This window comes from Corallococcus sp. CA041A (genome assembly GCF_003612075.1).
Classification (GTDB): Bacteria; Myxococcota; Myxococcia; order Myxococcales; family Myxococcaceae; genus Corallococcus; species Corallococcus exiguus.
Window position 1 is genome coordinate 1 of record NZ_RAWF01000596.1, and the last position, 542, is coordinate 542.

1 protein-coding gene is annotated in these 542 nt (G+C 61.4%); it reads left to right on the forward strand.

What is annotated here, in order from left to right; all coding sequences use genetic code 11:
- Positions 1 to 364 (forward strand): LysE family translocator (locus D7V77_RS42390; RefSeq protein WP_147452373.1); only part of this gene is annotated, 364 nt, incomplete at its 5' end.
- Positions 365 to 542 lie beyond the last annotated feature (178 nt).

The window sequence follows — 542 nt, forward strand, 5'->3', positions numbered from 1 at the left end:
TGAACGTGATGACGCCACGGTCGAACAAGTGGAGACGCCCGCCGCCAAGCGCGCGCGTCCGCTCAAATCGTTGTTCATGCAGGGGTTCCTCACCAATGTGTTGAACCCGAAGGTCGTGCTGTTCTTCCTGTCGTTCTTCCCGCAGTTCGTCGATCCGCTCGCCGCCCACAAGGCGCTGGCGTTCCTGGCATTGGGGGCGGTGTTCATCGTCATGTCGACGATCTGGAACAGCCTTGTGGCTTGGGTCGCCGCGAGCGTCACGCGCCGCGTGGCGGGGAAGCCGGGGATCAAACGCTGGCTCGATCGCGTCGTGGGCACGGCGTTCATCGGCCTGGGCGCGCGGCTGGCCTTCACCACCCGTTGATGCGTCAAGCGTCATCTGCGGCGAAATATCGCGCAACTGCCGCGCAAACCCTTGAATTTTCAGCGATTATCGCGATCTAACGACTTCACACCCCAACACCCACAGGAGCCACGCCCCCATGTTCAACTGGATCAAGACCTTCATGTTGATGGCAGCGATCACCGCGCTGTTCATCGTC